We start from the raw sequence: 4,227 nt of genomic DNA on the forward strand, positions 1-4,227 counted from the left end.
TCGCGAGTTGATCCACGGCCTCGGGGATCGCTACTTTGTCCTTATCCTTGCGTTGCCTGACCTGGGCTTCCACCGCTACACCTCCTTTGTCTCCTCGCCCCAGGCCTGATACACAAAATTTCTTGCACTACCGTTACGAAAAATGACCTCGGCGCACTAGAGGGTCTCTCGGCCTTCGCCAAACAGGATCCCGTATTCTCCTTCAGCATGGTCGGGCTATTCGGCGGTGACCTGCGAGCACGAAGAACGGATCGAGGTAGAAAGCCGACCCGTCGACGTTATGCCCGACTGGTGCTTCCTGCTCGAACTCCCCACCAAATCCGCACAGCGGAGGCGGCGACGCCCGGCCCGGTATACTTCCCGCAGAAACGGCCGGGAAGATGATCCTCGAACGGAGAAGCCCGACCTCGGAGCATCGCGTCAATGGGGGAAACGCGAATGGTCACAACGTGAACACTCAAGAGGGCGAACGACGGTCCTCAAGAACGTCCGTACCGCCCTCGGGCTCTTCCCCGGCGACCGGATCGCCCGAACCCTCGAATTCGACATCTGCGCTCATGTTCGGCGGCTCGGCCCGGAGGACGAGGAGGATCCGTCTGCGGTGGCCGAAGCGCTTTCGGAGTGGTGAAGCGACGCCGACGAGGAGGTGTACAAGGACCTTTCTCCCGCGGTGGCCACGGCGGGTACGAGGTCTGCCCTGCTCGCTCTCGAATCGGAAAGGATGCTTGCCCCTCCTAGATCGCGCCATGTCGTACCAGTTGCGATCTAGGGGATAGCCATGACAGGGAGGGCGTAGCCGTCGGGGCGTACGGCGGCCCAACCCCGCAGCGGTTGCGCCCGACGGGGAACGCTGGCTGGCGAGCGCCTCTACATCCGGGGCGCTTTGGGGGGTTGACCACGGCCGTGGGATGTTGGGAAACTGTCGCCGTCGAGTTCACCGGTGGACAGGGGCCATCGACGTGAAACCAACTGGCGGGGCGTCTAACTTGCGAAAAAGGCGGCACTCAGGCTGGCAGGGGCAGCCGGGTGCCGCTTTTTCTTTGTTTGGGTGGCGTGTCGTAAACCCCCGTAGAATCCCGACCATGGAGGACATGCCATGAGCTTCCGGGGCGGCCGCAGGAGATCCCGGTATCCCAAGGGGTGGGGCCGGTTCCTGAAACACGTGCGACGGGGCGCCCAAGCGAGCGATCTGGGGTTCCAGGGCACCCGGGGGGACGTGATACGGTTCGGCAACCGGTACCGGCTTGCGTCGTCGTTCGAGACCCTCCAGTTGCATGGTTACAGCCAGAGCACCGTGGCCGGGTATTCGGCGTTGTTTCGGGTGTTTCTGTGCTGGTCGTGCTTCGAGCAGTTCAGCGCGATCACGGGGACGGATCGGACGCACTTTCAAGAGATCTTCCGCCCCTATGGTGCCGACGACGTGGCGGCCAGGGTCAAGCGGATCGACCGGAACGGGTCCTTTTATCACTTTCTCTACGAGAGGGTGAACCGACGGCACCGGGACGAGTTGGAGCGTTACCTCGCGGGGGGCTCGACCAACGTGGCGTATCTGGCGAGCTCGATTCGCCACATCTTCGCCCACGGCATGCTCACCCCCCACGCGAACGACTCCAACCCTTGCAAAGTCGTTCGGTGTTGTGACCTCCTCAGCGAGCTACTGCTAACGGGCATGAGCGAAGAGTTTGACCGCCGGATCCCAGAGGTTCCGATCTTGTGAGGCTGATCTGGCAATGATGATGAGCCTGAGAAAAGTGTTTTCGCGTGACTTGGGGCTTCGCTCGGATGCGGGGCGTTGGCCGCCTGAGTTTCAGCGGATTGCCCCCCGGCCGGGCTCGGAAGCAACGGTCCACGAGCTGGAGCCGTAGCCGGTGGCCCCAGCAGTTAGGCTGAGGTGCTAGGGTGCTCTCACGACACGTCTCTCCCTTCGCTTCCGTCCTAGACCGTGGCGGCTACAAGCCAGCCGGGCCGGCCTGCACCCACCACCTCTCGGCGCCACCACCGGGCGACCCGCTTGATGTTGCAGGCCAGAGCCTTGCAGCGCACCACCCACGTCAGCCGCGTTCGCCCTCGTGTCCAGATCCGATCCAGCCCGTGGGCCCGCTTCAGTTCGCTCATCGTCCCCTCGATTCCCGAGCGCAGGCGGTACACCTCTCGAAATGCCTGTGTCGTCTCCCGTGCCCGGTTCCACGCCAAAAGCAGGGCTTCCGGCGTCACGCGAAGTCGACCCTGAAGGCGGCCGGCGGGGCAGCTGTCCTGTTGTTCACACGTCTCGCACGCCTCAGCGGAAAACCACACGGTTTCCCCCTTGCCCTCGGCATGGGAACGCCGGCGCTCCACGCCGTGGCCCTCGGGGCACGAGAGGATCTTCAGCGTGTCCGCATCGATCCCGAAGTCCATGATCGTAAGGTCCGCGGGATCCACCGTGCCCGGGGTGGGCGCCAGCAGGTCCACCCGCCGTTGCGCCGCCGCCAAGAGCCGCTCGGTGCCCCCGTAGTGGGTGTCCCCGAGCACCCGCTCCGGGCCCCAGCCCCGTTGCGGCAAGGCATCGAGCATCGGCACCAGGGCGCTTCCATCTCCTTCGTTGGCCCCTTGGACCATGACCGCTGTGACGAGCTGGACCGGGTTCGTCTCGGTGCAAGTCTCCATCACCTAGACCGTGTATCCCTTGCCCTTGTGCCGGTTGTACGTGGCATCCGGATCCGAGGGGTTCTGGAGCGAGTCCGACGAGATCTCCTTGGGATCGCGAAGTACGACGATTCGCTGCGACGGGTCTCCCCGTTCCTCCCCTTCATCCGACGGCGACGGCTCCACCCGGCACTGTTCGGTGAACAACCGGACCAGAAGGGCGTAGGTGCGAAAGGAACCTACCGGTTCCACCCCTTCGAACTGGGCCACCAGCGTGGCCACGTCCTCGGCGGCCTGCTCCAGGCGCCGGCGGGCTTCCCCCCCCTGCCGAGGGTCACCGAAGTAGCCGCTCCGGTCCAAATAGCGACCGCGAATCTCCCCGGCTACCTCTCGCGCCCTGTCCGGGCACCCGCGCTCCACCTCCCGCAGGAACGCCTCGATCGTGCGGGCAAACAGCGTCAGGCGGTTGAGGTTCGCCATGTTCGAGGTGACCTGGGTGGCATCGATCCGCTGAAACGATGGGTCGACGACGAGATCGTGGCGCGCCGCTGGCAGGGGCGCACCGTGCGATTTCGGCGCGTGGTGCGGCTGGTGCGCCGGGCGGCCGACCGGCACGGGCAGCTTCTGTTGACCCCGGAGATCGAGATCGAGGGCTGGTGGACCTCGGTGGGTTTGCCCGGGGAAGAGGTCGCCAAGGCGTACGACGGCCGGGGGACAAGCGAGCAGTTCCACAGCGAGTTTAGAACCGACCTGAACCTGGAGCGGTTGCCGTCGGGAAGGTTCCGGACGAACGCGCTGGTGCTGGCGTTGGGGAGGATGGCCTACAACCTTCTGCGGCTCTTGGGGCAGAAGGTGTTGGTGGGATCGGGGGCGCCGGTTCGACACCCGGCCGAGCGTCGGCGGATTAGGACGGTGATGCAGGAGTTGATGTACCCGGCGGCGCGGGTGGTCCGACGGGGGCGGCGCTGGTGGCTGTGATTTGGAGCCCACTGCCCGGGGTTCGAGACCCGGCCACGGTCTGACCCGGGGGGAGGGAGAGGGCTGAAGGGCCCACTCCACCTTCCGGACAGGGTTGTCCACTTTCATGCGAGGAATTGGTGCTTCATGTGGCTGTAAAACCCTTCTTATAGAACCTGGAACCCACGTTGTCGGCGCCTACTGGGGGCGAAAGGCCCCTTCCGAAGGGTCTGCACCCCCTACGCGCCCTGAGTACTCACGGACTCAGGATAGGTTTTTGTCGGTGCATATTTTTTCAATTCCATCGATATCTGACTCGCAAGTATCTAACGGAGTCATCGGCCGCTCGTCCGATTCCAGGTATTCTGTAGAAAAGCCCCAGAGTAGAGCAATGGGCCAAGACATCACAAAAATAAGGGGAGGAAGATTGGCAATGAAAACGCTGAAGACACCTGTTATCGCATGTAGCGCTGCTCTTTTTGGCCTTTACCTGTCTGGTTGTGCGTCAATTACAACAAGGCAAGTGGCGAGGGATGTGTTTGCTAGACATATTGCGGAACTTGATCGCATCATAGAAAAACAATCGTGCGTTCTCGGGGTGGAATACTCCAAAGGGAACAATGCGATTATGTACAGCATAAACAA

4 protein-coding genes and 1 pseudogene are annotated in these 4,227 nt (G+C 63.2%); 3 read left to right on the forward strand and 2 right to left on the reverse strand.

What is annotated here, in order from left to right:
- Positions 1–1,096: 1,096 nt before the first annotated feature.
- Positions 1,097–1,717, forward strand: coding sequence for a hypothetical protein (locus ACYQ8L_RS18095; RefSeq protein WP_459943222.1), 621 nt, complete (start codon positions 1,097–1,099; stop codon positions 1,715–1,717).
- 218 nt (positions 1,718–1,935) lie between these two features.
- On the opposite strand, the gene ACYQ8L_RS18100 is transcribed toward ACYQ8L_RS18095, so the two are convergent.
- Entirely contained in the window at positions 1,936–2,646 is a 711-nt protein-coding gene (locus tag ACYQ8L_RS18100; protein WP_459943223.1) for a transposase, read from the reverse strand.
- A 3-nt stretch (positions 2,647–2,649) separates the two neighbouring features.
- Complete coding sequence (locus ACYQ8L_RS18105) at positions 2,650–3,105, reverse strand: hypothetical protein (protein WP_459943224.1); 456 nt, start codon at positions 3,103–3,105, stop codon at positions 2,650–2,652.
- A gap of 93 nt (positions 3,106–3,198) precedes the next feature.
- On the opposite strand from ACYQ8L_RS18105, the pseudogene ACYQ8L_RS18110 reads away from it, so the two are divergent.
- Both ACYQ8L_RS18110 and ACYQ8L_RS18115 read left to right on the forward strand, forming a co-directional pair.
- Positions 3,199–3,600, forward strand: a pseudogene (locus ACYQ8L_RS18110) (transposase); the annotation flags it as partial.
- Positions 3,601–4,015: 415 nt separating this feature from the next.
- Positions 4,016–4,227 (forward strand): hypothetical protein (locus tag ACYQ8L_RS18115; RefSeq protein ID WP_459943225.1); only part of this gene is annotated, 212 nt, incomplete at its 3' end.

The sequence above is a fragment of the Deferrisoma palaeochoriense genome (genome assembly GCF_054656955.1).

Coding starts and splice junctions, on each gene's coding strand:
- ACYQ8L_RS18095 (WP_459943222.1), top strand. CDS start 1,097: ATGAGCTTCCGGGGCGGCCGCAGGAGATCCCGGTATCCCAAGGGGTGG.
- ACYQ8L_RS18100 (WP_459943223.1), bottom strand. CDS start 2,646: ATGGAGACTTGCACCGAGACGAACCCGGTCCAGCTCGTCACAGCGGTC.
- ACYQ8L_RS18105 (WP_459943224.1), bottom strand. CDS start 3,105: ATGGCGAACCTCAACCGCCTGACGCTGTTTGCCCGCACGATCGAGGCG.